Raw genomic sequence first — 25,955 nt, forward strand, 5'->3', positions numbered from 1 at the left:
ACTCATCAGACCCGGCGATGGTCCCTGCTGTCGGGTTTTTCTTCACGCCGGACGCGCTCGAAGGCAGCGGCGATATTTCTTAGCCTGCTGCCGGCTTCGGGTGTCGCTGGGGAGCAGACTCCCGATTGGCGCCTGAGCGCTCGCATGGTCGCGGTTGGGCTGCCCGACGTGGCCGGCGTGCGCGAGGTGGGCCGCTTTCATGTTGGCGGGCCGATACCTGGAAATCCGGAATTCCTTATGGCGACGCGTGAAGGGCGGGTGCTCGATCCGCTCAGGGTTCTCGTCGCCGTGGGCAGCAATTTCGGCGCACCTCCAGGCGATCCAGCATTTGAGGCCGGGACGATCCTGTCCATCGATCCGCGCGCGGACAAGTCCGGTGGCACCATTATCGTTCCGCAAGAGCTCGACAATGGAGATGGGAGGGTTCAGCTCTATACAGCACAGAGTGAACGGTTCCTCAACCAGCGGTACAATGCCGGGGCTCGAACCGCACGCCTCGCAGCCGCGTCCGGACCGCGATACATTTCGATCAACAACGCGTTCGGAAGGCCCTGGATCGCTAATGCCCCGAACGGGGTGGCTGGCGAGGGCAGCGTCACGGTCGTCGACCCCGACGGTGCGCCGCTCGCCAACGCGCCAAGCCGCGAGGCCGGCGGCGTGTTCGCCGGCCGGCATACCGATCGCGAACAGACGCCGAAAGCACAGCCCAGCGGCTGGCTTGGCAAGCTGCTGAACTATCAGGCAAGCGGCCAGCTGACACCGGGCGGAATGCAGACGGGCGCGCTCGGAACGGCGTTTCTCGGTCCGTCGCCGGACGGCAGCGGCTTTGCCGTGTTCGCCGCGGTCACCGCGGATGGCGGCGTGGTTCAAATCCATGTCCAGGATGGCGTCGACGGCTTGGCCGGGCCGGGCACGGTAAGCACCGGCCGGGGCACGGTAAGTACCGGCCGGGGCACGGTAAGCACCGGCCACGGCATCGGCGACGATCCCGGCGTCATCGGCATCGCCTTCAAGTGGAACCCGGACCGCGCTCTCTACATCGCCGATCCGGGCCGCGACCGGCTGGCGCTGCTTGAACTGGAAGACGACCGGCGGCATTTCACGGTCGCCAGGGCCCGCACGATCTCGCTGCCGGAATTCGACCGCCCGGTCGATGTCGCCGCCGCCATTCCCGAAATCGCCAATCCGCAGTTCTCGAGCCATACGACATTGGCCGGCGGGTCCGATCTGTTCGTCGCCAATCGCGGCGACGGTTCGCTGCTGCGCTTGAGCCAGGACGGCCGGCTTCTCGCCCGGGCGACGATCGACATCCCCGGTCTTGGCCCCCTCGGCCCCGATCGCCTTCGTGCGATCGCGACGTCGGCTGACGCACAGCGGATCTGGATAACGATAGGCGGCGACATTCCGGGATTTCCGGGTCGCGAAGGCGCACTCATCGAGATCCCTACCTTCGGCGAGCACGGCGCGTCGACGACGATGCGGGAGACGCAAGGCACACAAGCCGACGCCAATCTTGTGGCGCGCGGAAAACAGGTGTTTCAGACTGACTACACGCCGCAGACGGGCCTCGGCCCACTGTTCAATGCGGCGTCCTGCGTGGCCTGCCATCCCGGCCCCGGCGGCGCGAGCGTTGATGAAAGCCACTTTGCGCGCAGGATAGCCCATATGGATCCGGGGTCTGGGCGCACGGTTCCGATCGATCATCCCAACAGTCCGGTCGCCAGGCGCTATACACTCGACGGGGGCGCCGGCAATGCGACCGTGCCGGCGGCGATGCCGCGCCAGGCCAACGTGATTTCGCTGCGCATGCCGCTCGCTCTCTACGGGGTCGCTGGGATCGACGAGATTCCCGACAGCGTCATCGAAGCGCAGGCGGTCAGCAAGGGCGACGGCATCAAAGGCCGCGCGCATCATGTCGTCGACACCAAAGGCGCATCGCGGGTCGGCCGCTACGGCTGGAAGGCTGATATAGCCACCCTCGAAGACATGGTGGCGAACGCTTTTGCAAACGAACTCGGCATCACCACTGCGACTGTCAGCCGCGAGGCGGGCGCGCAGCCGATCGAAGACGATTCCGCACAGATCGATGCGGTCGCCTCCTATCTGCGAGCGCTCAGCCTGCCTGATGGGGCAAAACCATGAGCCACGCCCTGACGCTCTCCCATGCGCCGGAAAAAATGCGCCCGGTCTTGCCTGGCGTCATCGTTGCCGCGGCACTCGCCCTTGCGGCCGGCTGGATCGCCGGCGGACTGGGCGAGCCGCTGTCGCGCAACCCGGTCCTGGTCGCCATGCTCTTCGGGCTGCTGATCGGCAGCAGCTTCGCCTGTCCGGACGCCTTGCGCCCGGGGCTCGACTTCACCAAGCGCTATCTGTTGCGGCTCGCCGTGGTGCTGGTCGGCTTCCGGATCACGACGCGGCTGTTCCTGGATCTGGGGTTCATGCCGCTCGCGGTGGCGGCCATCGAGCTGATCCTGGTGCTGACGCTGCTCTACGCCATCGCGCGCAAGCTGTTCAGGCTCGACGCCGAGATCGCGCTGCTTGTCGCGGTCGGCAGCGCCGTCTGCGGCGCCGCGGCGATCCTCTCCATGGCCGCGCTCGTGCGTGCACGCGACCAGAGCGCCGGCATCGCCATCGCCTTGATCACGCTGAGCGGCACGGTGGCGTTGCTCGCCTATCCGGTCATGTTCCTGGGCGGTTGGCTGCCGCATCTCGACGACCGCCTCTATGGTGTGTTCGTCGGGGCGAGCATTTTCGAACTTGCGCAGGTCTACGGCGCCTCCTTCGCCATTTCCGATGGCGCGCTGAACACCGCCACGCTGGTCAAGCTCAGCAAAGTGCTGATGCTCGTCCCGCTTCTGCTGGCCGCCAGCCTGGTGTTTCGCAGCCGCAACAAGGCGCAAGAGGCCACGCCGATCCCGTTCCCGTGGTTCATCGTCGCGTTCATCGGCGTGGTGATGTTCAATTCGGAGATCACCCTCAATCCGCAACTGCGCCGCGTCATCCTCAGTGTCGACCAATTCCTGTTCCTCATGGTGATGATCGCGCTCGGCATCACCACCCGGCTCGGCCGGCTCGGAGAGGCCGGCGGCGCCTGCGCCTGATCGGCCTGGGGCTAGTCGGGGTGACTCTGTCGGCGGCCCTGGCCTACGGTGCGCTGATCCCGTTCTCGGCGACCTTCCGGGCCGCATCACCTTCATCGAGCCAAAGCGCGATGCTCGGCAGTCATGGCGGACGGCTTTTCGCCTCGACCGGTTGCGCCAAATGCCATGTGCCGGCGCTGGAGGGCATTAACGGCGAAGTCCAGCTCTACTCCGACCTTTTGCTGCACGACATGGGGCCGGCGCTCGACGACAAGATCGTCCAGGGCGACGCCATCGGCGCCGAATGGCGGACCACGCCGCTCGTCGGCATCCGCCTGCGCCAACGGTACCTGCACGACGGCCGCGCGATCACGCTGCGTAATGCCGTCTTCGCCCATGGCGGCACGGCGCAGATTGTGCGCGACCGCTTCTTCGACCTGGACGAGACCGACCGCCAGGCGATCCTCGATTTCGTGGCGAAGCTATGATGCGGCTTTATCACGCCACCACCGTTTTTGATCGGCCGAACTGCCATGTATGAAGCCGTCATCGCAGAGCTGAACTATCTCGACGGACCCGAGTTGCTGGCGCCGCTCGTCACCGACCTGTTTTGTGGAAACATAGCGCTCGTGTCCTCGTTCGGCGCGGAATCCGCGGTGCTGCTGCATATGGCGGCCTCGATCGACCGATCGCTTCCTGTCATCACGCTCGATACCGGAAAGCTGTTTTCGGAAACGATCGCCTATCGCGCGCAGCTGACGGCTCTGCTCGGCCTCACCGATCTGCGCGTCGTCACGCCTCAGGCGAATGTCTTGCGGGCGCTCGACGGCGCTGGATCGCTGCACCGCCGCGATCCGGACCGGTGCTGCCAGATCCGCAAGGTTCTGCCGCTCGAAAATAAGCTGACCGGCTTCAAGGCCTGGATTTCCGGTCGCAAGCGATATCATGGCGGGCTTCGCGCGGATGTTCCGACGCTCGAGGAAACTGACGGGCGTCTGAAGATCGATCCGCTTGCCCGCTTCACTCGCCAACAGATCGAGGCCTATCTCGATCACTATGATCTTCCGCGGCATCCGCTCCTCGAAAAAGGCTACCCCTCGATCGGCTGCGCGCCCTGCACGGTCCAGTGCGGCAGCGCGGACAATCCGCGCGCGGGCCGCTGGAGCGGACTGTCGAAGATGGAGTGCGGGATTCACCGGTCGCCCGCCGGCGCTGCCTCACACAATTCGATCTCCTCCGCGTCCTGATTTCGCGATCGCGCAGGCATCCAGTCGACGCCTAGAATCGGCCGTTGCCGCTTCATCTGTAAAGCCACTACGAATTGTCGCATGATTGCGCTACGCTGAGGTCAATCTGGGCGGCGGGACGGTCATGGCGGCACGACCGACGCTCGATGATTGGTCGAGCGGGAGCCCCCATGACCCCCCTAGACGCCGTTGAAGCCGATGCGAAGCGCCCGCACTCGGGCACAGGCCGGCTCGCCAAGCTGGCGGCGCCGCGCAGCGCCAGGATATTGAGGCGGATCCGCGTTCTCGAAGCGATCGGTCTGAAATCGCGATCGAGCGTATGCTGGGTGGCCGCGCCGGCCGGCTACGGCAAGACGACGGCGATCATCGACTATCTCGAAAGCGTCGAAGCACCGCATGTGTGGTTCCGCACCGACGAGGGCGACCAGGATATTGCGCACTTCTTTCAATATCTGGCGCAGTCACTCGCCTCGGCCGCGGACATGCCGGTGTTCGGCGTGGAATATGCCGAGCAGCCGAAGGAGTTCGCCAGGCGCTTCTTCAGAGCTTATTTCGCGCGGCTGAAACCCGGCACCATTCTGGTCCTCGACGATTTGCATGATGCCGACACGCCCGAATTCCGGGCGATGCTCTCTGTGATGTTCCGCGAGCTTCCCGACACGGTCCGATGCATCTGCGCCTCGAGAACACTGCCCCAGGAGGAATTGGGCGACCTCGTTCTCAAGGGCCAGATGGCCATCGTCGACCGATCGGCGCTCGAATTCTCGGCCGAGGAAGCACGCGATCTCGTGCAAATGCGTTCGAGGAACGCCGCCGTGTCATTCGATGTCGCGGCAGCGCGCGGCTGGGCGATTGGACTGGTTCTTCTCGCGGACCACGGCTCGGCGGTCGGACCTGACGACACGGTTTTCGGCGGACCGAATGCACTGTCGGATGTTCTCGGCCGCCATTTCTTCCTTTCCCTCCCTGCCGCCGACCAGGAAATGCTCCTGAAGCTGAACCTGCTGCCCGAAATCAGCACCGAGCTGGCGGACGTGATGATAGGGTCGGACGAAGCGGGCAAGCTGCTCGACAGGCTCTACAAGCGGCAGTTGCTGGTCACGCGCCTGGAAAACAGCCGCGACACCTTTTACCTGCACGACCTCTTGCGGGACTTTCTTGACCGGCGCTTCGCACAGCACGTGGTCATGGAAGAGCAGCGATCGCTTAGGCGAAAGGCGGCGAAGGTTCTTGCGGCGGCCGGTCGACCTGACGAAGCCATACACCTCGCCTTGCAGGCCGAGGACTGGGACCAAGCGAGCGAGCTGATACTGAGCCGCGCGGAGGCCGTGCTGGCGCAAGGAGGTCGGGCGACCTTCATCGAATGGTGCGGCCGGTTGCCGGAAACGTTCATGAACGGCTGGCATTTCTATTGGCTGGGCGTGGCCCACATGCCGGACGACGCTGCGGCGGAGCGCTGGCTGTCGAGAGCATGGCAAGCCTTTGGCGAGGCCGATGATCTGCGCGGTCTGTGTCTCACCGTGTCGCGCGCCGTCTTGGTCAAGACGGCCAGTTGGCGGACCTATGAAGGTCTTTCCATGTGGACCCGCCGGGCGTTCGAGCTGATCGAACGCGGCCTCCCGGAACTGCCTCCCGAGGAAGCGATGCTGGTGCGCATTGGCATGATGCGGGCGCTGAATTTCGCGGACGACTACTATGGCAACAGTCCGGCCGGGCAAGCGCTGGAAACGGAACTGCTGGAGCGGCTGACCAGGAATCCCGAGCGCGATCCAAGCGGATTGCGTCTGCTCGCGAGCGAAACGCTGATCGAGCATTCGGTATCGACCATGCGGGCAGATCTGTTCACGAAGGCCGTCGACAGCGTTGTCGAGGATTTGGGCGACAAAGATGTGCTGCCTTGGGTTCTCGGCATGTGGCTGGTCGCCTTCGGCGCCAAGAGCGGCCGTTATTTCCCTTACAGGAGAAAGGGCTTTCCCTATCCTTCGGCCGAAGCGGCGTTGCGGGAGGCGATCGCCATCGGTGAGCGCGAGTCGCTCAAGGGCGTGGAGTTCGGTGGCCTCTATCACCTTCAGATGCAAATGAAGTTCCGCAACGATTTTGCCGAATTCCACCAGGTGGTGGCTCGCTTGGCAGAGATCGCCGACAGCCGCTTCACCACGCAGGTGGCCGTAGTCGCCGATTGCAATGCCGCGCTTCATGCCAGGCAAGGCGATTTCGTGGCCGCCTACCAGGATTGCGAGCGCTTCATGGCGGCGATCGAAGCCGCCAACGAGCCCATGGTCGAGCGCTGGCCACACTACATCACGAAGTTCCAGGTGCTCCTCGCCGACAGGAAGTCACGCGAAGCCGCCGCGCTACTCAACGACCTGCTGCCGAGGCTGGAGGGCGGCGCACGCAAGCGTACGGATATATGCATTCTGGCAGCCGCCGCGCTGGAGAGCCTGTGGAACCGGGATCCACACTATGGCGACCGGCTGAAGCTCTTCATGGAGGCGCTCCGCGACGTCAGCTGGCCAATGGTGCTCGTCAACGTCCCGGAGTTGCTCGCCGAACTGCTTGGTGATGCGCTTGAGCGCGGCATCGAGCCCAAGCTTTGCCGGTCGTTGATCGCGGAACGCCGGCTGGACGCGCCGCAACGGCGGCCCGCGGCCTGGCCATGGCCGCTCAAGGTCCACGTTCTCGGAGGCTTTCGGCTCGAACTCGATGGAAACCCTCTTAATCTCGGCGCCAAGCCACCGACGAAGGCTCTCGACATACTGCGGGTGCTGGCGATCTCGAAAGACAACACCTCCTCGCTGGAGACCCTTCAGGACTGGCTGTGGCCCGACCTCGACGGCGATCAGGCGCGGGCGGCATGCGAGCAGGCGCTGCATCGGCTGCGCAAGCTGCTCGGGCGGACCGACCTGATCGTCCAGCGCGAAGGCAAGCTTCGCCTCGCATCTGACAAGGTCTGGATCGACCTCGCAGACTGGGATGCACAGCTCAAGTCCGTCACGACCGTCAATGGCGGAGCGGCGGGACTGCGCCCGGAAGCGGAGGCGCTCTTCCTCGCATTCCCCGGTCCGCTGTTTCTGCACGAGCGAGCCAGCTTCTGGTCGCTCGCCGTCGCTGAAAAAGTGCGTCGCGATCTGATCGATCTCGCATTGCGGATCGGCCAGCGGCTGGAGGCGACCAACGCCCATGAAGCGCGCTCGATTTATCTGAGGACGTTGGACCTCTATCCGGATGCCGGATCCGTCTGCAAGGCGCTGATCAAGGAGCGGCTGTCGCGCCATGATTTCGAAAGTGCGGTCGACGATTATGCACGCTACGAACGGGCGCTGCGTGCTGCCGGAGAAGCGGTGCCCGCTGCGGAAATACGCGCCCTGGTCGAACCCTATATTGTGCGGTACACGCGCTGAAGTCGATATGCCGCGCTGCCTCACGAAATCCTGGGCTATCGACGGTCTGGCGGTCATCACTCAAGTTCCGTTCAGGATGTTTGCGGCCAGGAGAATGGCTGCCAGGATCAGAACGAGACCGGCGATCGCGTCCATCCGCCTGCGGTAGATCGGGCGGTCGAAGTGGCGCGACAGGCTCACACCGGCCAGGCTCCAGCCATAGAACTTGATCGCGGAAGCAGTGAGGAACCCGGCTGCGAACCCCGCCTGTTCCTCGCTGCCGTAGCTGAACGAGAGAACGCCGACGAGAAACATCGCCTCAAGCCAAACCAGAGGATTGAGCCAGGTGACGGCAAGCATCGAACCGATCGCCCGAGATCGGGACTTGCCGCCTGTCATGGCAGCTGCCGTCCTGCGTTTCCGGCTGACGTTGAGCAAGGTGCGCGCGCGCCACCAGGCGAGGAATACGGCGCACACCGCCTGCAGGACACCGGAGATTGCGGGATGGTGCGTCAGCAGCGTTCCAAGCCCGCCGATTCCCATGGTCACCAAAGCGATTTCCGAGACGTAACCGGTGGAAGCGACCGCAAAGGGGTGGCTGCGCGTCAGTCCCGCCTGGATCAGCATGAGGTTCTGGGGGCCGAGGGAAAAGATAAGCCCGAGGCCGAACACGAAGCCGGACACCGCCGCCGGCGACAACAGGGCGTCGGCTGTCATGTGTCGCCACCTGGCTTTTTCGGTCCCGCACCCTTCTGCATCTGCCGCCTCCCACGCGACGCAGTGTGGAAGGCAGGCGCATATGGATCGCTTACGGCAAAGCCGGCAGTCTCAGTTCATGGTTCGACGACCACAGCTGATTTGCCGAAATCGCACGAAAAAAATGGCCGGGCTCGAATACGGCCCGGCCAAAAGAAGGTTACAACCTTCAGAGGGGAACGCCGTTCAGCGGAATGGGAGGAAACCGTCGAACGGTCTTACCTGTTTGAGCTTGTTTGGGCGTGTTGGCGACGAACAAAATTCCAAAAGCCGGCGGGATAACGAAAATTCCCGTTCTATTTGCTCAGGCGTCTTCAGACAGGTGACGCCCTCGTCTCAAGGAGATCGGCATAGTGCCGGCGCGCCACGTCAGGATGCGAGCGCAAGCGACTTTTCAGCACGTTGGTTCCGACATCGCGAAACAGCGGATTGTCCGGATCGCTCGCCGGTCCGCGAGCCTCGGCAGCCAGTTCTTCAGGCAGGGTGAGCAACGGGATCGTCGCATCGAGCCGGGCGCTGAAGAAGAACGGAACGGAAATCCGCTCGACACCGGCCGGCGGCGTGACGACACGGTGGACCGTCGCCCTGAGATAACCATTCGATGCCAGTTCGAGGAGCTCGCCGATGTTGACCACCAGCGTTCCGGGGATGGGATCCACATTCACCCAGCTTCCGTCATATTCGACCTGCAGCCCCTTATTGTCGTCCTGAAGCAGGAGCGTCAGGAAACCGCCGTCCTTGTGTGCGCCGACGCCCTGGTCGCCGCCGGTTGCACCGCGTCCGGGATAACGCACGATCTTCATGCGGTGGTTGGGCTCACCGCTATAGATCGGATCGAAAGCGTCCTCGGCCTGGTCGAGCGACAGCGCGAAAGCCTTCAGCAGGCGGATCGCCACCGCCGTCGCCCTGGTCTGCCATGCCAGCAATGCCGGCTTGAGTTCCGGCAGGACCGAAGGCCACTGGTTCGGCCCTTGCAGCCGCGTCCAGGCAGGAATGCCCGGCCCCTGTGGTATGGGTCGACGCTCGACGCCGATGTCGAGCTGTTCGCGCCAATCGGCCTTGCCCTTGGTCAGTTCACCACCGGTGCGCGTGTAGCCGCGGAATTGCGGGGACTTGACCATTTCGATGGCCAGCTTGTCGGCTTCCGGCAAGGCAAAGAACCGGCGCGAGGCGTCGAGCACCTCGTCGACCTCCACAGCCGAAATTCCGTGGCCGCTGAGATAGAAGAAGCCGACATCGCGGGCCGCCGTGCGCAGGTCGAACAGAAAGGTCCGACGCTCCGACGCGCCCTGTTCGAGACGGCTGAGATCGAGCACGGGTACAATCCTGGCCATGGTCAACCTCCTCCTGCCTCAGGCTTGGATCAGGCCTCTACGGTGACACGCAGGTCGTTGCGATCAAAGCAACGCTCGATCCAATCTCAATGCCAATGGAAGAAAGTCAGCGCTGCGTTTGGCGGCCGGCAGGCAAATAACGTCCGCACGGATGTTCCACGGCACGAAGGCGTCATGGCAAACACATGCACGAATTGCAGTCCGGCCGAGACTCAGAAATTTTCGACCCACGGCCTGAGTTCGAGCTCCCAAGTCCAGGCGCTGCGATGCTGCCGGTGGATTGCGAGATAGGTTACGGCGATCGCGTCCGGAGATAGCCGGCGATCCTGCCGGTCGGGTTCGCTGGCCTGTTCGGGCCTATTCTGTCCGGGCTCGTTCGGCGCGATCACACCGTCGATGATGAAATGCGCGACATGGATGTTTTTCGGCGCAAGTTCGCGGGCCATGGATTGGGCCAGTCCGCGCAGGCCGAACTTTGGCATGGCAAAGCCGGCCGAACCCGGAAACCCTTTGACGCTGGCGGTGGCGCCGGTGAACAGGATCGAGCCGGAGCCGCGGGAAAGCAACCGGCGCGCGGCCTGCTGGCCGACCAGGAACCCGCCATAGGCGCCGACCAGCAATGCCTGTCTGACCGCTTCGGGTTCGAGGTCGGCGATCGGACCGCGGGCGCGGCCGCTGGCGTTGAAAACCACAAGCGACAGAGGACCGGCCTTGTCGGCGACGTCAAACAGGTTTTCGACCGACGCGACATCGGCAACGTCCGTCTCGACCGCCAACGCTCCGGTCTTGTCGACCAGCGCGCTCAGCTTGCCGACGTCGCGGGCAGCCAGGACCACGCGGAAGCCCTCCTTGGCGAGAAGACGTGCAAGCGAGGCGCTCAGCCCCGGCCCTGCTCCAGCGATAATTGCCACGTCCGATGTCATGGAGCTTCTCCTTTACGGATTCTGGTATGGTACGGATTCTAGTGCGGCGATTCAGGTCCTACCACTCGTGTTTCCGAGGTAGACCGTCGCCAGATCGTAAAAAACGGATTTCGAGCCGACATAAAATATGTCCGCCGAGACGAGGGCCGGTCGGCCGATCAAGGGTCGACTTGCAGCCCGCCATTACGGCAAAGTTGCCGCTGGTGCGCGCACATTGAGCAATGCCAGGCGATCGGCTGAGCAAGCTCGCCTGCAATCTCGTAGCGCACGCCGCCGCAGAGACAACGTCCCGTCGCCATCCGGTCCTCCGTGATCCGCCGCAATCGAGTAGTGCGGTTGGATCGTTATGACATCGAGGGTTTCGGCGCCAGCACAGCCGCTGGTGTGGTGAATGGCCCCTGCGTAGCGAAAAGGACAATGCCCGCATCGCGCACGAGGTCGATGCGGACCGCTTCTTCAAACTGATGTCCGATCTGCTGCGGGATTAGGGCGAATTCGAACGGCACCCTCCTGATCTTGCGTGGATCGCAGAGGGGCGGCGCTACCGACTTGAAGGATCGGTGCGCGCACCCGCCGACGGCGCGCGATTTCGACGCCATCGGCGGCTTCCTGTGCCTCACCCCACTGCCCTCTTCCTTCGGATCAGGAAGGCGTGAATGATCTTGGGAAAGTCTTCCACGCTGCGAGCCCAACTCTATGCGTGCCGGCGGGTACGCAAATCGGTGCCATCACCCATTTTTGGGCGGCCGGTTTCCCAGTTTTCGCGGGCGTGTTCTTGCTTTTGCGGGAATTACCTACTTTTCGTGCGGTTCCAGGCGATAGGCGCCCGTCGGGAACGACGCGTTTTTGTATGCAGCGGTATCGCCATGCAGTCCGCGGTGGCTCCGATGCCCACGGCGCTTACGAAACCGAGCAGGATGATGGAAATGCAGCAAACAGCGTTGATCGCGAGCGCCGTCACCATCTGCTAGTCCCGCACCGCTACGAGGGTGTAGGCGACAATGGAAAGATGCGATGCGGCGAAAAGGCTCCAGGTCCAATAAGAGACCGCAGTCGCACCGAGCGGCCGCCCATTACCGGCTCACCGGTCGAGAGCATCCTGGATCGATGCTTGTTCCATCGGATCGGCCATCGGAGTGGCAGCGGGCTCGCTCACGAGAACCGTGGCGCCGTCTCGCATAATCTCGAAATCGAGAGATGGCTGGCCGACGGCTTGAGGCAAGGAGATCACCATGTTTTGCCCCGGTCCGAGCGTGGAGACGAACCGCATCGGCTGCGCATCGGCCCCTGAAGCCAGGGTCGCAATGACCCGGTAGCCGTCCTGCTCGACCGTGTAGTAGACGACGCCTTTGACGTGGCCGAAATGGATGCTGTGGCCGTTCCCCGGCGCAAGTTCCGAAGCCGCGGCCACGATCGTGGTGGCGAGCAAGACCGTCGCAAATGCGGTAGAATATCTGATCATTGCTATTCTCTCCGATTGGCGAGCTCATGGACTGCTTCGCAGTCTGTTCCAAACTCACAAGCGCAACCTATGCGCGGGGGCATTCGCGCACATCGGTACGGTCACCTAGTTTCCCGGCAGCTGATCTCCTAGTTTTTCACGGGCTTGCCTAGTTTTCACGGACTTGCAGCGCAACTGCCGACGGCAAAAGCCAGGGCTCGCCGCGAAGGCGGAGCAGAATTTCCATCCGGTTTGCTGCGTTGAATTTGCCGAGCACGGCGGAGACCTGGTGCTCGATTGTCCGCGGCGAGCGCGACAGACGCCGTGCCGCCTCCTTGTTGCCCAAACCTTGAGCGATCATTGTGAGTACCTGTTGTTCTTGCCTCGTCAGGCCCAGTGGATGCTGCCTAGCCACGGTGTACGGCCCCCGGCGCTGCTTCGGCAGCTGATTGGCAGCTCCGATGCGCTGCGCCAGCTTTCGCGCCAGCGCTGCCGCGGGGCGCGCTTCGACGCCCTCGAATGTAGCCACGGCGCGAGCCAGCGCCGCGCCGGCATCGGTTCCGCGGACCTGTATGAGGGCGAGCGCTGACTCATAGGGAAGACCCAGGCGGGACCATTCTGCCGAGGCCGCCGTCGGGTCGCCGCGGAGTTCCAATGCTTGCGGCAAAGGAATAATGCGGCCGGCCGGCACCGGCAGCGATCCCGCCATTCCGCAGCGCTGCCACCAGACTGCCAGTTCACCGACGTCCCAGGGACGGAAATTGTCGAGGTCCATTTCGGTGAGGGCCGTCAGCTGCTCGTGACCGGCGCCGGGCTCCTCGGCAAGCCAGGCGGCCTCGGCCAGCGCCAAGCGAACCGGTATGACGCGTTGAGCCTCGCCGGTCGTCAGACCCTCCTGGAGCGCCTGCTCCAGCAGGGCCGCGCCACTGGGTTCACCCAGCCGGATCCGCGCCCTGCCGAGTTCTGTCAGAGCCGGCAGGTGCATCACCATCGGCAGGCGTTCCAGATTCATGACGCCTTGGGCAATCGTCTCGGCCTCGCGAAAGCGGCCCTGCTCGGTACGAAGCTGTGCCTGCCGGCCGAGCAGGTATTGCGCAGCCGAATCGAGGTCGTGCCTGGCGCAATACGCAATCCCTTCCGCGAGCAGCCGTTCGGCCAAGGCGAAGTCCTTGGCCACTACCGCGCATTCGGCGAAGTTCGTATAGGCTCGCGACGCATGGTCGTGAAACCCGTGATCGAGCGCCAGGGTAAGGCTTTCCTCCAACCGCTCACGCCCGCCCGGGCGGTCGGCGAACATCAGCGCTGTGCCGACATTGTTCAGGGCGTGGACGCGTGTCTCGACCTCACCCAACCGGTCCGCCAGGCTGATCGCGCGCTCGCCCCATTCGATCGCCTCGTTGAAGCGATAATGCAGCATGTGTAGCTGCGAGCGCGTGCTGTAGGCCATCGCCAGTTCCGGCCCAGGCGGCAGGTTCTCCACTTCACGCACTGCCTGATCCGCGTAGTCTTCCGCCTCCTGACCCTCTCCGCGGCGCCAGTGGAGACGCGACAGCCAGCGCAGATTGGCCCCGACCTTGTCGATGCGCCCAAGCTCCCGCCAGATCGCAATGGCGCGATGCCGCGCCTCGATGATTTCATCGTAGACGAACAGTGACAGGCCCGCCTCGTAGGCCCAGTCTTCACAAAGCTGGGCAGCCAGCGGCGACGGAGCCTCTGAAACGTATCGGAGTGCGGTCGCCAGATGTGAAGCCGCCTCTCCATGCGCGCCCAGACGCGCGGCCTGCTCGGCGGCCTGCGGCGCGAGCTCCAGGACGCGTTCGCCGTTGTCGGCGCCGCCGGCATGGTGTACCCGTCGCGACAGTAGAGCGCTTGCCTGCGCCGCCGGAAGTTCGGAGAGTGCCGCTTCGACTTTCGCATGCAGCGACCGTTGGAGAGACGGAGCGAGGCGGTCGAGCGTCGCTTCCCTGGCAAGCTCGTGGCGAAACGTCAGCGCGCCTTGAACATCCCGCCGCAGCAATCCCCGTCCCACGCACTGATCCACGAGAACTTCGGTCTCGTCCCCGAGAAGTGCCCGGATCAGCCACGGCTCAACGCTGCCCGGCATGATGCTCATGACCTCCAGCACCTCGCGCTCTCCTGGGGTCAGGCGCGACAAGCGCGACCAGACCGCATCGCGTATGGAATCGGGCACGCGCCCCGATTCGATCTCACTGCTAGACAGGAGTTCGGTGACGAAGAAGGGATTGCCCTCGGTAATGCGATAAAGCCCGTCGGCGGAGCGGCCGGCCCGCTCGGCCAGCACCGTCACCGCCTGGGAAGACAGCGGTTCCAGGGTCACGCGGCTCACCGAGGCGGACGGAAGGTCGCCGAGCACGTGGGTCAGAGGATGATCGGCACTTATCTCGTCTCTGCGCATGCTGAGCACCAGCATCGTGCGAAGCAGGGAGACGCGGCGACCGAGGTATCTTACCAGGTCAAGTGTCGCATTGTCGGCCCATTGCATGTCCTCGAAGACGAGCACGGTCGTGCTCTTGGTGTGCTGAAGCGCATTCAACAACGCCGGAAAAAGCCGCTCCGGCGCCGCGGTCTCCTCGAGCAGCTCCGCCACGCGGGGGTCTAGCAGGTGCGCCATGTCCTGAAGAGGACCGAGCGGGCGCGGTGTGAAGAGCGCCTCGCACCAGCCCCACAGCATCCGGTAATTCCTGTCCGCGTTTTCCGCGAATTCGCGCAGGAGGGAAGTCTTCCCGACGCCCGCTTCGCCGTCCACCAGCACGGTCCCGCCGTGTCCGGCCGCAGCTCTCTCGGCGCTAGCCAACAAAGTTCCAAGCGGCCCCTCTCGCTCAAGCAGCATAAAAGCTCACGCCTCCTTAACCTTGAAGGTACAGCAGTAAGCCTCGAGTGCAACAACGTCATTTCACGCGGATTGATTGGAATGACGGCTTTCGTCTATTTCGTCTTCGATCGCATCGTGGATGGCTGCCGACGGCGCGAACGCCGTCGGCTAGGCAGATAGTGTAGAAAGACCTGCTGCCGATGAAGATGACATCCTCGACCCGTCCCACCGCCGATTGCGTGGTGTCGTTGTCCCGGTTGAAGCGGAAGGATTCCGGTCGGATTGAGACGATCACCTTGCCGCCTATTCGCCTGTCGGAACGATGCTGCTGTGAAAGCGGCGCCCCGATCCGGTGCCACGACGCATCAGACATGGAGTTCCCTCGAGATCGCCGGGCCGACCGAAAAATCACTGAATGTGACTTCGAAACCTTCACGTTGCGGCGAACAGCACATCATGCCGATATCGACTGTCTTCGAGGGCGGGAAGTAGGCGAGCCGCACCGGCTTCCAGTGATGGTCGGAGGCATCAAGATACTGAACACGGATGGTCCCGGCATGGCGGGTCAGCCGGATCCTGACGCCGTCCGGACCAGCCGGGATGCTGACCAACGACCAGTCGGAAGCATCATTGGTGACGACGACGGAAAAATATGCCAGCCCGTCGGTGAACTCGATGCCGGCCTTGACCCAGTGCGTCTCGCTCAGCCGGACCATCAAACCGGCCTGATCATAGAGCACCTTGTAGTCCCCCTTGACGGTGACCTCGGCGCTGAAGTCGCCCTCGACCTGCCGGTAGAGGAAGTGGCCATTGTCGCGCCAGAAGCCATAAAACGTCTCGCGCCAGAAATCGGTCTCCTTGCCGGTCCGCACATGCACGGAGCTGTCGCCGAAAGCATGATGCGGTGGCGGGTTGAGCCAGGTCAGTTCTGCATTCTGAGATGTCATCGACTTGCTCGTCTCTCCAGTTCGCCTTGCCTTGTCCGTCGCTCATGCGAAGAGGCGGCTACGATCTCATCCAGATCATTTGTACCCGGCTTCAACCGTTTCATTTCGGCGCTTGGTAAAGCTCGGACGCGGCCTCTCTCAGCGCGCGCCGGCTGTCTGGCCTGAAATACATCATGTGGCCGCCTTCCAGCAGGTCGACGCGGATGGGCTTTGCGCCGGGAAGCGAAGGAACCTGGCCGACCAGGTAGCGTGACACCAGATAGGGTGTCACCAGGTCGGTGTAGCCGTTGACGATCAAAATGCCGAGGCCGGGATTTAGCACGCGAGCCTGCTGAAGGTCATCCATCACGCCGACATAGCCCTGTCGCGTCGGGCTCGTCCCGTAATCCCAATTGCCGCTGACTTCACGGTTGAGAAGCCGGTAGGTTAGATCGGTGCGGAATTTCAGTTCCTCCCTGATATAGCTGACAAAGGCGGATGTGAGCGCCGGCACACTTCGGTCGAGCACCGGATCAGGGCCGCGAGGCCTTGGGCTTTCCGGAGCGATGTCTGCGGTTTCGATCGTGCCGTCATAGGCGCTGAGAACATTGCCCCTTGCCCGCGCAAACTCCTTGGCGAAGAGGGCGGTGGGAATGCGCGCAAAGTTTCGTTTGACGAGTTCGAGCGGCAGGCCGGTGATTTCGGCAACGCGCGGGCTCGCCAGGCGCCCACCTTGTTCGAGCCCGCTGGCAAGCGCGACGAGGTAGTCGCCAAGCGCATAGCGTTCGACATCGGCCAACCGCTCCTGCAGTTCGGAACCGGTGACGCCTTCGCTGCGCAGGCGCACCGCCGCCAGCGACGGCAGCTCAAGCGCCCAGTGGAGCGGCTGGAACTCGTCGGGCCGCACGAGTGTGAATTCGAGCGCCGGCGAGATGAGCACGATGCCGCGAGGACTGATGCCGATATCATCCTGAAGCGTCTTGGCAAGCAGTGCCGCCCGAAACCCACCATAGCTTTCGCCGGCCAGAAACACTGGCGACGCCATGCGGCCCGCCTGCGCCAGATAGAGCCGGATGAAGGCGCCCATCGCGGCGGCGTCCTGGTTGACGCCCCAGAAGCTGCGCGCCTCGGTTCCGGGTGCTTCGCGGCTGTAACCCGTTCCGACCGGGTCGACAAAGACCAGGTCGGTCATGCCGAGCCATGTGTTCGGGTTGTCCAAAAGCCTCTGCGGCGATGGGAGAAAACTTCCATTAGCCGCCGTCGCCATCACGCGCGGACCGAGCGCGCCGAGATGCAGATAGGCGGAAGCTGCTCCGGGACCACCGTTGAATACGAACGTGATCGGGCGCTGGGGATCAGGTTCCCGGCTTGGCTCGGGACGCAGCGTATAGGCGACATGAAAGATTTCCGCGGTGACGTCGCCCTTGCCCGCTAGCAACGACAGCGTGCCGGCCCTTGCCTGATAGTTGAGCGTACGTCCCGCGATGACGATCGACTGATCAGAGACCTGGGGCGGCGGAAGCAGCGACAGAACGCCGCCCGAAGGCGACGGCCGCTCGGCCAGTTCCGCATGGCCGGCTGGAAGACCGCCAACCAGCAGCAGCATAGCAAGGGTGATTTCTAGCAGCTTGGTACGCATGACGACTCCGTAGCGGAACGACTGGAAGCTACCACGCTGATGGGTCAGCCGAAATCACAGGACCGTGCACGCCCTCGCTGCTGGAAGGAAACAGCGTGACTTTCAACGCACGATCTTCACGCACATCGGCGTTCCGACATCGATGGATCGCCCGGTGTCGGCCAGCCGCCCCGTGGCCGCGTCGCGCGCGAAAATCGAGATGCGGTCGGCGTTCTGGTTGGCCGAGAAGAGATGGCCGCCCGAGGGCGTCAGTGCCAGATTGCGCGGCGTGGCGCCCCCGCACGGCGCATAGTCGACGAGCGCGAGCGTGCCAGTCTGCTGGTCGACAGAAAACACCGCAACGCTGTCATGGCCGCGGTTGGAACCGTAGAGGAAGCGGCCATCGGGCGAGATCTGGATGTCGGCGCAATGATTGCCGCCGCGCGCCTGCTCCGGGACCGCCGGCTTCGTGTCGATGACCGAGAGCCTTCCTGTCGTATCGTCGAGCGCAAGCGACGCCACCGTTGAATCCAGTTCGTTCATCACGAATACGAAGCGCCCGCCTGGGTGCAGCGCCACGTGACGTGGGCCGGCGCCGGGCGCAAGCACCGACTCCGCCAGCCTGGTCAGGCTGCCGTCACGCCCGATGCGGTACGAGACAAGCCGATCGATGCCGAGATCGGCGACGATCGCCACGCCGCCGGCAATCGTCTCGGTGACGCTGTGAGCATGGGAGCGTTCCTGACGAGCTGTATCGGGGCCTGTTCCGGCATGGGTAACGCTCGACAACGGCGCGGTCAGACCACCGTCCTCGCGCAGCCCATAGACGACGACCGAGCGATCGGGACCGCCTTCGCCGATGCCGTAATTGGCGACCAGCAGCTTCGTTCCGTCGCGCGTGATGGTGTTGTGCGCGGTGATGCTGCCAAGCGTCGGCTGCTTGTTGATGTAGGAAAGCGCGGCGGTTTGCCTGTCGAAGCGGTAGGCCGAGACCACGCCTTCGCGCCAGGTGAGCACCTCGGAATTGGCATAGACGTGGGAGCCGTCCGGCGTCACCGACAGAAAGGTCGGATTGTCGATGTCACCCGTCTCAGTCAGTTTCCTCGTCTCCAGCGTCTCTTCGTCGAAGCTGTAGACGCCGAGCCCGACGCCGCGCGCGCCCTGAAAATAAGGCGCCTCGCGGTTGAGACTGCCGACAAAGACCAGACAGGCATTCCGCATAAATCCTCCCTTGTTCCGCGGCGTTGGCCGCCGCGGATTCGCGCGAAATTTCGCCTGTTCACGCTTGCAAGGCAATCCCATATGTGAAAAGTTTATTCACAAAAGAAGACTGACGGGAGGATAGATCATGCAATTCGCTGTTCCACGGTTCGTCGGCACCGGTGATCGCGAAGGAGAGCTCGTGCTTTACTGCGAGCACCTGCAGACGGTGAAGTACCACAATCCGGCCGATTTCGCCGGCAAGACGGAGAAATAGGCGATGGCTGCCATTGCCGAATTGCCGCTGACCGGGCTCGTCGTCGTCGACATGAGCCAGTTCCTGTCCGGGCCCTACTGCTCGCTGAGACTGCTCGATCTCGGCGCCCGCGTCATCAAGATCGAACGCCCGGATGGCGGTGACCTGTCGCGCAGGCTTTATCTCAGCGACACCGAGATCGGCGGCGACTCTACAATCTTCCACGCCATCAACCGCGCCAAGGAAAGCTTTGCCATCGACCTCAAGGACGAGGCCGACCTTGCGGCGCTGCGCGGCCTGCTGGCCAAGGCCGACGTGCTGATCCAGAATTTCCGGCCCGGCGTCATCGAGCGCCTGGGTCTCGACTACGAGGCGGTGCGCAAGATCAATCCGCGCCTGGTCTATGCCTCGATCAGCGGCTATGGCGAGGAAGGCCCCTGGGTCAAGCGGCCTGGGCAGGATCTGCTGGCGCAAGCCCGCTCCGGCGTGATGTGGCTGAACGGCGACGAGGACCAGGGGCCGGTGCCTTTCGGCCTGGCGATTGCCGACATGCTGGCGGGCTCCGCCGCCGCGCAAGGTATCCTTGCCGCACTGGTGCGGCGCGGCGTGACCGGTACGGGCAGCCATGTCGAGACCAGCCTGCTCGAAGCGCTGGTCGATTTCCAGTTCGAGGTGCTGACCACGCATCTCAATGACGGCCGCCGCCTGCCGCGGCGATCGGGGTTCCGCAGCGCCCATGCCTATCTGTCGGCGCCTTACGGCGTCTATCCGGCCAAGGACGGCTATCTCGCGATCGCGATGACGCCGATCCCGAAGCTGGCCGATCTTTTGGAGCTCGAAGCGCTTGCGCCCTATCGCGATCAGCCGTCGACCTGGTTCACCGCCCGCGACGAGATCAAGGCGATCATCGCGCAAAAAACCGCGACGAAGACGGTCGACGAATGGCTTGTCATCCTCGAGCCTGCCGACATCTGGTGCGCCAAGGTGCTGACCTGGCCGGAGATGATGGCCAGCGAGGGCTTCCAGGTGCTCGACATGCTGCAGACTGTGACGCGCGAGGATGACGTCTCGATCCTCACCACGCGCTCGCCGCTCAGGGTCGATGGTGTGCGCGCCAAAGTCGAGCGGGCCGCGCCGCGGATCGGCGAGCACAGCGCAATGATCCGCAAGGAATTCGGACTGTGAGCGAGGTGACGCTCAAAGGCATGACCTGGAGCCATCCACGCGGCTACGACCCGATGGTCGCTTGTTCGGGACTGTGGAAGCAACGGACCGGCGTCACCATCGAATGGGACAAGCGCTCACTGCAGGATTTCGAATCCTTCCCGGTCGAGGAACTGGCCCGTGCCTATGATTTGATCGTCATCGATCATCCGCATGTCGGCCAGATCACCGCCGAGAATTGTTTGGCGCCGCTCGATGTAGTTGGCCGCGAAGCGGAGCGCGCGGCGCTGGCGGCGGGCAGCGTCGGCCGGTCCTATCCGAGCTACAACTGGCAGGGCCGGCAGTGGGCGTTTCCGATCGACACGGCGAGCCAGGTGCAGGCGTGGCGGCCGGACATGCTTCCCGCCGCCCCGGCGAACTGGGCCGATGTGCTCGATCTGGCACGGCAAGGCCGCGTGCTGTTGCCGATGAGGCCGCCGCATTCGCTGATGGTGTTCTACACGCTTGCCGGCAATCTCGGCCGGCCCGCCGTCGAAGAGCCTGGCGCCCACGTAAATCCTGACACGGGCAGCCGCGGTTTCGAGATGATGCGCGAGGTCGCGGCTCTCGTCGATCCGGCCTGCCTCAGCATGGACCCGATCGACGTCCTGGAGCAAATGGCCAGCTCCGGCTCACGGATCGCCTGCGCGCCGCTGATCTATGGCTATGTCTCCTATGCCATCGCCGGCTTTCGGAGCAGCCACCTTGCCTTCGCGGACATTCCGGCTGCGGGCAATGCCGGTCCGGTCGGCTCGGCGCTCGGCGGAACCGGCATTGCCGTGTCGGCCTTTTCGAAGGCGAAGCAGGCGGCAATCGACTTCGCCTACTGGATCGCCAGCGGCGAGGTGCAGCGCGGCCCCTATGCGTCGGCCGGCGGCCAGCCCGGCCATGCCGCAGCTTGGGACGATGCAGCCGTCAACGCAGCCGCCGGTAATTTCTACATCAATACCCGCGCCACAGTCGAGGGTGCCTGGGTCAGGCCACGCCATGATGGCTACATGGCATTCCAGCAGGCTGCGTCCGATCGCATCAATCTCGGCCTGACCGAGAAGCACGATGCTGGCCGCGTCGTTGCCGATCTCAATCGCCTGTTTGTGGAGAGTTTCCCGGCACCCGGCGCTGCCGGTGGAGGATCCTGAAACCAACTAAATGGAGGAGAACATGAACAGTCTGATCCGCGGCAACCCACGCTGCTGATCGGCCTCGGCTTCCGGCTGTCGACCGCAGGCGGCAATCGAGCGCGGTGATCGTGCTACTGGTTTCGCTCCACGGCCGCGAGCGGGACGTGCGACGACGATCTGAGGCGGCTTACAAGCTCCACAGCCGCTTCGCGTTGGCGGACAGCAGCTTTGTCCGTTCGTCGACGCTTGCACCGGCAAGCAGCGCGTGCGTCGCCGCCACCCAGGTCGCAAGCCCGCCGCCAAGCGTGCAGACCGGCCAGTCGCTGCCCCACACGACGCGGTCCCAGCCGAAGCATTCGATGGTGTGCTCCACATAGGAACGCAGCGTTTCGATAGTCCACGATCCAGTGTCCGCATAGGCGACCACACCGGAAATTTTGCCGACGACGTTCGGGCGGCGCGCAATCTCCGCCATATGCTCGCGCCAGGGATGCTCACTGCTGCCCTTGATGTCGGGCACGCCGCAATGGTCGAGCACGAACTGCACGTCCGGCGCGAGATCGGCGAGTGCAATCGCCTTGGGGATTTGGTGCGGCAGGACGACGAGATCGTAGGTCAATTGCGTGCCGGCAAGCCGTTTGATGTTTTCGCGAAACAGCACGCCTTCCGAAAGCTCGTCCGGCATTACGTGGAGCACACGGCGAAAACCCTTGACGAAGGGATCGGCGCGCTGGCGCTCGAGATAGGCGGCAAAGCCCGGCTCTTCCGGACGACAGGAGGCGATCGCCCCGCGCAGCAAACTGTCCTTCTGATGTGACAGCGCTTTCACATGGCTGGTTTCGGCCTCGATATCGGCCGGATCGACATCGACTTCCATATGCAACGCGCCCTCTATGCCGGCACGCCGGGCCTGGATTGCATATTCGTCGTAGGAAAAATCGCGGTTGAGCGCCGGCACGCCGGAGAGCCAGGGATAGCGCAGTGCCGACTGATCGATCAGGTGCAGATGGGTATCGAAGATCATGACGGCGCTCTCCTCCTTCGGCGTTTCAAATCATCTCACGTAGAAATTGGTCACTCAGACAAGAATCTATTTCGCCTGTTTGGCCGCGGCTCCCGCCAGTTGCGATAGCTTTTCGGTTGCTGCCAGCAGCAATTCTATCGTCCTGGTGACATCGGGCGCCTTGGGTGCGTTGATCAGAGTTATGTAGGGGATCGACAGCGCGGCGATCGCCCTGCTGTCGGAGCCAAGCACAGGCGCCGATAGGTTGAATACACCGGCGGTCTGCATCGATGCCATCATTTCATAGCCGCGTTGCCGGATTTGCTCGAGACGGGCAAAGAATTCCGGCGATTGAGGCGGCTTGTGGGTGCTGCGCAGATGTTCGGAGATCATCATCTGCCGCTCTTCCAGCGAGCGGAACGCCAGCAGCACATGGCCGGAGCCGGTGTCGAAAAGGCTGACATGCGCGCCAACGCGAATCGAAATGCCCCAATAGTCCGGCGCCTCCTGCTGCGCGATCACCACGGCAGAGCCACGGTCGAAGACGACAAGCTGGTTTGCCTGCTGCGAGGTTTCGGCAAGTTCACGCATCAGCGGCGTCGCATAGGAGACCAGCCGCCGCACCGGCGCGTGCAACTGCGCCAGGCCAAACAGCTTGAGCGTCAGCGAATAACGATCACCGTCGGACCGCGTGACGTAGCCGCGTCGCACCAGCCGGTCCAGCATACGGTAGAACTCGTTGGGGCTGCGGTCGAGCTTTTTGGCGATTTCCGCCTGCGTCAGGCCGCCGTCGACGCCGGCCAGAAGCTCGAGGATGTCGAGCCCCTTGTCGAGCGCCGGGGCGCGATAACGGTCCTCGTCCTCGTCCTCCACCATAGCACTCCCCAGTGAATTTTGACCTTCATATACGCACAATGGACTGCATCCAGAAAGGGCTTTCAAACTTGACGACGCCGTAAATGTTTTGTTTGTATATGAATTAAGCGCTGCAAATCAGGTCGGAGCGACGGGAACCGCTTAAGGCCAGGCGAACCGGGTGAAAATGAGCCTGGACCTGTCGCAGGCCCATCTGTTTTCTGCCGATACCGGCAAGACATTGCGAGGTTAACGTCATGGCAAAGATCGAAAAAGTCGAACTGCGCATGGTCGACCTGGTGCCGAAGGTCAAGCGCACCGATGCGATCCAGAGTTTCGTCAGCCAGGAGACACCGATCGTCACCCTCACCGACGCCGACGGCGCGGTCGGCACCGGCTACAGCTACACGATCGGCACCGGCGGCTCCTCGGTGATGCGGCTCCTGGCCGATCACCTCGCGCCACGGCTGATCGGCCGCGACGCCGATATGATCGAGGCGATCTGGCACGAGCTCGAATTCGCGACCCACGCCACGACGATCGGCGCGATCACGGCAATCACGCTCGCGGCCATCGATACCGCGCTGTGGGATCTCAGGGCGAAGAAGCAAAACCTGCCGCTGTGGAAGCTGGCCGGCGGCGCCAAGGACCGCTGTCCGCTCTACACGACCGAAGGCGGCTGGCTGCACATCGAGACCGAGGCGCTGGTCGAGGACGCGCTGGCCGCCAAGGCCAAGGGTTTTCGCGGCTCGAAGGTCAAGATCGGCAAGCCGCACGTCTCCGAGGATCTCGCCCGGCTGACCGCGGTGCGCCAGGCGGTCGGCTCATCCTACGAGATCATGACCGACTGTAACCAGGGCTTTTCGGTCGACGAGGCGATCCGCCGGGCGGAGCGGCTGCGCGATCTCGACCTCGCCTGGATCGAGGAACCGCTGCCGGCCGACGACATAGACGGCCATGTGCGGCTGTCGAATGCGACGTCGACGCCGATCGCCATTGGCGAGTCGCTCTACTCGATCCGGCATTTCCGCGAATACATGCAAAAAGGCGGCTGCTCGATCGTGCAGGTCGATGTCGGCCGCATCGGCGGCATCACGCCATGGCTGAAGGTCGCGCATGCGGCCGAGGCACTCGACATCCCGGTCTGCCCGCATTTCCTGATGGAATTGCATGTCAGCCTGACCTGCGCCATTCAGAACGGCAGATATGTCGAGTATATTCCCCAGCTTGACGAACTGACCGGCAACAAGATGCGCATCGAAGACGGGCACGCGCTGGCGCCGGACGAGCCCGGCATCGGCATCGACTGGGACTGGGATGCCGTCAAGACGAAGAGCATCGCGGAATTCACAACCTATATAACAAAATAGGAGCCGGACATGCAGCGGATGGGAATGGTGCTCGGCCTCAAGCCTGAAAAGGTCGCCGAGTATGTGCGGCTTCACGCCGCCGTCTGGCCTGAAGTCCTTGCGATGATTTCGGCCTGCAACATCAGGAATTATTCGATCTATCTCAAGGAGCCGGAGCACCTTTTGTTCAGCACTTTCGAGTACCACGGCACCGACTATGCCGCCGACATGGCGAAGATGGCCGCCGATCCCAAGACGCAGGAATGGTGGGCACTGTGCATGCCCTGCCAGGAGCCGCTGCCGACCCGCGGGGAAGGCGAGTGGTGGGCATCGATGGACGAAGTCTTCCATCATGACTGACGGTGTTTTCGATCCTGCCTCGCTCTCCCAGGCGTGGGCACAGCCGTCAAAGCCCAAGCCGATTGTGATTTTCGGCGCCGGGTCGATCGTCGGCGATGCGCATTTCCCGGCCTATGGGAAAGCCGGATTCCCCGTCGCCGGGGTTTTCGATCCCGACCATGCCAAGGCGGAAAGACTGGCGCAGAAATGGGGTGTCACCGCTTACCGGTCGGCCGAGGAGGCCGCGGCGATCAAGGACGCGGTCTTCGATCTGGCGACGCCGCCGGCTCATCATGCCGGCGTGCTCAGGGCGTTGCCCGATGGTGCGGTGGCGCTGATCCAGAAGCCGATGGGCAGCGATCTCACCGAGGCGACCGAGATCCTCGAAATCTGCCGCTCCAAAAACCTGAAGGCGGCGGTGAATTTCCAACTCCGCTTTGCGCCGATGATGCTGGCGCTGAAGGATGCGATCGCCAAGGGCTGGCTGGGCGACGTGGTCGATTTCGACGCTTGGCTGGCGCTTGCCACTCCCTGGCAACTCTGGGAGTTCCTGCTGAAGGCGCCGCGCGTCGAGATCGCCATGCATTCGATCCATTATCTCGACCTGATCCGGCAATTGCTCGGCGATCCCGGAGGCGTTCACGCCAAGACGCTCGGTCATCCCGGCCACAAGGTTGCGCAAACGCGCACCAGCGCGATCCTCGACTATGGCGACACGGTACGCTGTGCGCTGTCGATCAATCACGATCATAAATTTGGCCGAAAACACCAGGCTTGCGAGTTCCGCATCTGCGGAACCGAGGGCGCCGCCTACCTCAAACTGGGACTCAATCTCGACTATCCGCGCGGCGAGCCGGATATCCTTGAAATCTATCCGAAGGGCGGCTCCGACTGGATTACGGTGCCGCTCGTCGGCGAATGGTTTCCGGACGCCTTTGTCGGCCGCATGGCCAATGTTCAGCGCTACGCGTCAGGCGAGGATGCCGAACTTGTCAGTTCCGTCGAGGACGCCTGGAACACCATGGCGCTGGTTGAAGCCGCCTACCAATCGAGCGCGGCGCCGGCAACACTGATCGCGGCGAGGCCCTGAC

Annotated in this window: 23 protein-coding genes and 1 pseudogene; 11 read left to right on the forward strand and 13 right to left on the reverse strand. The window is 63.5% G+C overall.

The window, feature by feature from the left end; all coding sequences use genetic code 11:
• Positions 1-144: 144 nt before the first annotated feature.
• From AC0L3L_RS02730 to AC0L3L_RS02750, 5 genes are all read left to right on the forward strand, one after another.
• Positions 145-2,142 (forward strand): hypothetical protein, encoded by a 1,998-nt coding sequence (locus AC0L3L_RS02730; RefSeq protein WP_473636458.1) that lies wholly within the window; start codon positions 145-147, stop codon positions 2,140-2,142.
• The gene (locus AC0L3L_RS02735) at positions 2,139-3,101 is read left to right on the forward strand and encodes a YeiH family protein (RefSeq protein WP_473636459.1); all 963 of its coding nucleotides are present in this window, start codon (positions 2,139-2,141) and stop codon (positions 3,099-3,101) included. The genes AC0L3L_RS02730 and AC0L3L_RS02735 overlap by 4 nt, the downstream gene beginning before the upstream one ends.
• Before the next feature lie 20 nt (positions 3,102-3,121).
• The gene (locus AC0L3L_RS02740) at positions 3,122-3,568 is read left to right on the forward strand and encodes a di-heme oxidoredictase family protein (protein ID WP_473636460.1); all 447 of its coding nucleotides are present in this window, start codon (positions 3,122-3,124) and stop codon (positions 3,566-3,568) included.
• A gap of 45 nt (positions 3,569-3,613) precedes the next feature.
• A complete protein-coding gene (locus AC0L3L_RS02745) occupies positions 3,614-4,327 on the forward strand; it encodes a phosphoadenylyl-sulfate reductase (RefSeq protein WP_473636461.1) in 714 nt (237 codons plus the stop codon).
• A gap of 170 nt (positions 4,328-4,497) precedes the next feature.
• On the forward strand, positions 4,498-7,728 hold the full coding sequence (locus AC0L3L_RS02750) for a winged helix-turn-helix domain-containing protein (protein WP_473636462.1): 3,231 nt from the start codon (positions 4,498-4,500) through the stop codon (positions 7,726-7,728).
• 60 nt (positions 7,729-7,788) lie between these two features.
• On the opposite strand, the gene AC0L3L_RS02755 is transcribed toward AC0L3L_RS02750, so the two are convergent.
• The 11 genes from AC0L3L_RS02755 to AC0L3L_RS02805 all read right to left on the reverse strand — a co-directional run bounded on the left by AC0L3L_RS02755 (position 7,789) and on the right by AC0L3L_RS02805 (position 18,759).
• Complete coding sequence (locus AC0L3L_RS02755; protein WP_473636463.1) at positions 7,789-8,424, reverse strand: LysE/ArgO family amino acid transporter; 636 nt, start codon at positions 8,422-8,424, stop codon at positions 7,789-7,791.
• A gap of 353 nt (positions 8,425-8,777) precedes the next feature.
• Positions 8,778-9,797 carry an isopenicillin N synthase family dioxygenase gene (locus AC0L3L_RS02760; protein ID WP_473636464.1) on the reverse strand — a complete coding sequence of 340 codons (1,020 nt, stop codon included), beginning with the start codon at positions 9,795-9,797 and terminating at the stop codon, positions 8,778-8,780.
• Positions 9,798-10,009: 212 nt separating this feature from the next.
• Positions 10,010-10,720: an SDR family NAD(P)-dependent oxidoreductase gene (locus AC0L3L_RS02765; protein WP_473636465.1), complete on the reverse strand. Its 711-nt coding sequence runs from the start codon at positions 10,718-10,720 to the stop codon at positions 10,010-10,012.
• Between the two features lie 158 nt (positions 10,721-10,878).
• Complete coding sequence (locus tag AC0L3L_RS02770) at positions 10,879-11,019, reverse strand: GFA family protein (RefSeq protein ID WP_473486115.1); 141 nt, start codon at positions 11,017-11,019, stop codon at positions 10,879-10,881.
• 45 nt (positions 11,020-11,064) lie between these two features.
• Positions 11,065-11,319: a hypothetical protein gene (locus AC0L3L_RS02775; protein ID WP_473486116.1), complete on the reverse strand. Its 255-nt coding sequence runs from the start codon at positions 11,317-11,319 to the stop codon at positions 11,065-11,067.
• 482 nt (positions 11,320-11,801) lie between these two features.
• Positions 11,802-12,182 carry a hypothetical protein gene (locus tag AC0L3L_RS02780; protein WP_473486117.1) on the reverse strand — a complete coding sequence of 127 codons (381 nt, stop codon included), beginning with the start codon at positions 12,180-12,182 and terminating at the stop codon, positions 11,802-11,804.
• 148 nt (positions 12,183-12,330) lie between these two features.
• Complete coding sequence (locus AC0L3L_RS02785) at positions 12,331-15,012, reverse strand: ATP-binding protein (protein WP_473636466.1); 2,682 nt, start codon at positions 15,010-15,012, stop codon at positions 12,331-12,333.
• 58 nt (positions 15,013-15,070) lie between these two features.
• The gene (locus tag AC0L3L_RS02790; protein WP_244602647.1) at positions 15,071-15,367 is read right to left on the reverse strand and encodes a TOBE domain-containing protein; all 297 of its coding nucleotides are present in this window, start codon (positions 15,365-15,367) and stop codon (positions 15,071-15,073) included.
• Complete coding sequence (locus AC0L3L_RS02795; protein WP_473636467.1) at positions 15,360-15,941, reverse strand: DUF1349 domain-containing protein; 582 nt, start codon at positions 15,939-15,941, stop codon at positions 15,360-15,362. Before AC0L3L_RS02795 ends, AC0L3L_RS02790 begins: the two co-directional genes overlap by 8 nt.
• A gap of 100 nt (positions 15,942-16,041) precedes the next feature.
• Positions 16,042-17,559, reverse strand: coding sequence for a S10 family peptidase (locus AC0L3L_RS02800; RefSeq protein WP_473636468.1), 1,518 nt, complete (start codon positions 17,557-17,559; stop codon positions 16,042-16,044).
• Between the two features lie 102 nt (positions 17,560-17,661).
• Entirely contained in the window at positions 17,662-18,759 is a 1,098-nt protein-coding gene (locus AC0L3L_RS02805) for a lactonase family protein (protein WP_473636469.1), read from the reverse strand.
• 169 nt (positions 18,760-18,928) lie between these two features.
• On the opposite strand from AC0L3L_RS02805, the pseudogene AC0L3L_RS02810 reads away from it, so the two are divergent.
• The 3 genes and pseudogenes from AC0L3L_RS02810 to AC0L3L_RS02820 form a co-directional block, all read left to right on the forward strand.
• Positions 18,929-19,015 (forward strand): annotated as a pseudogene (locus tag AC0L3L_RS02810) (amine oxidase); the annotation flags it as partial.
• A gap of 3 nt (positions 19,016-19,018) precedes the next feature.
• The gene (locus AC0L3L_RS02815) at positions 19,019-20,179 is read left to right on the forward strand and encodes a CaiB/BaiF CoA transferase family protein (RefSeq protein WP_473636470.1); all 1,161 of its coding nucleotides are present in this window, start codon (positions 19,019-19,021) and stop codon (positions 20,177-20,179) included.
• A gap of 20 nt (positions 20,180-20,199) precedes the next feature.
• Positions 20,200-21,336 carry an extracellular solute-binding protein gene (locus AC0L3L_RS02820; RefSeq protein ID WP_473636564.1) on the forward strand — a complete coding sequence of 379 codons (1,137 nt, stop codon included), beginning with the start codon at positions 20,200-20,202 and terminating at the stop codon, positions 21,334-21,336.
• Between the two features lie 169 nt (positions 21,337-21,505).
• Here AC0L3L_RS02820 and AC0L3L_RS02825 read toward each other — a convergent pair whose 3' ends face one another.
• Together AC0L3L_RS02825 and AC0L3L_RS02830 are read right to left on the reverse strand one after the other, a co-directional pair.
• Positions 21,506-22,342, reverse strand: a complete 837-nt coding sequence (locus AC0L3L_RS02825; RefSeq protein WP_473636471.1) for an amidohydrolase family protein — start codon at positions 22,340-22,342, stop codon at positions 21,506-21,508.
• 66 nt (positions 22,343-22,408) lie between these two features.
• A complete protein-coding gene (locus tag AC0L3L_RS02830) occupies positions 22,409-23,197 on the reverse strand; it encodes an IclR family transcriptional regulator (RefSeq protein WP_473636472.1) in 789 nt (262 codons plus the stop codon).
• 236 nt (positions 23,198-23,433) lie between these two features.
• Here AC0L3L_RS02830 and AC0L3L_RS02835 point away from each other — a divergent pair, with 236 nt between their 5' ends.
• The 3 genes from AC0L3L_RS02835 to AC0L3L_RS02845 are packed head-to-tail and all read left to right on the forward strand — an operon-like array spanning position 23,434 to position 25,954.
• Positions 23,434-24,546, forward strand: a complete 1,113-nt coding sequence (locus AC0L3L_RS02835; RefSeq protein WP_473636473.1) for a mandelate racemase/muconate lactonizing enzyme family protein — start codon at positions 23,434-23,436, stop codon at positions 24,544-24,546.
• A gap of 9 nt (positions 24,547-24,555) precedes the next feature.
• Positions 24,556-24,885, forward strand: coding sequence for an L-rhamnose mutarotase (locus tag AC0L3L_RS02840; protein WP_473486128.1), 330 nt, complete (start codon positions 24,556-24,558; stop codon positions 24,883-24,885).
• Positions 24,878-25,954: a Gfo/Idh/MocA family protein gene (locus AC0L3L_RS02845; RefSeq protein ID WP_473486129.1), complete on the forward strand. Its 1,077-nt coding sequence runs from the start codon at positions 24,878-24,880 to the stop codon at positions 25,952-25,954. The genes AC0L3L_RS02840 and AC0L3L_RS02845 overlap by 8 nt, the downstream gene beginning before the upstream one ends.
• Position 25,955: the final 1 nt, after the last annotated feature.

The sequence above is a fragment of the Mesorhizobium sp. WSM4849 genome, assembly GCF_055811385.1.